This is a genomic window from Pseudaminobacter sp. Soil_N_29 (assembly GCF_057656055.1).
Genome location: NZ_JBDGLC010000029.1, coordinates 1 through 670, shown reverse-complemented (window position 1 = coordinate 670; position 670 = coordinate 1). Strand labels below are relative to the sequence as shown.

The window sequence follows — 670 nt, the reverse complement described above, 5'->3', positions numbered from 1 at the left end:
AGTCCATGCAGACATGGTTGGTCGGCACGAAGAAGAGCTTGTCCTTGGGCGAGTAGGTGGCCGGCTGCTGGTCCTTGGTGCCAAGCGCGGCCGGGCAGATACCCGTGGTGTTGACATCCTCGCCATTATGCTGCGGCGAGTATTTGTCGACCACTTCCGGGCGGCCGTACTTGTCGCTCTTCGGATCCATGTTGATCTGGGTTGCCCAGTTCACGGCCGGATCGAACTTCTTGGCCACCAGCAAGGCGCCGTTGTCACGGTCCAGCGTGTAGCCGAAGCCGTTACGGTCGAAGTGCACCAGCACGTCGTGCTTCTTGCCGTTCACCTCCATGCCGTCGACGAGGATCATCTCGTTGACGCCGTCATAGTCCCACTCGTCGTGGGGCGTCATCTGGTAGAGCCACTTGGCCATGCCGGTGTCGGCGTCGCGCGCGAAGATGGTCATCGCGTACTTGTTGTCGCCGGGCCGTTGCGTCGGGTTCCAGGTGGAGGGGTTGCCGGTGCCGTAATACACCAGGTTCAGCTTCGGATCATAGGACAGCCAGCCCCAGGTCGTGCCGCCGCCCGTCTTCCACTGCTCGCCTTCCCAGCTCTTGAGGCTGGAATCGGCGCCGATCGGCTTGCCGAGATCGGTCGTCTTCTGCGGGTCGACCAGCATGTCGGCATCCGG

General features: G+C 62.5%; 1 protein-coding gene. It reads right to left on the bottom strand.

All coding sequences use genetic code 11. The annotated features are described in order from the left end of the window. On the bottom strand, nucleotides 1-670 hold a 670-nt coding region (locus AC3A4H_RS23590; protein ID WP_487768878.1), incomplete at both ends, for a PQQ-binding-like beta-propeller repeat protein.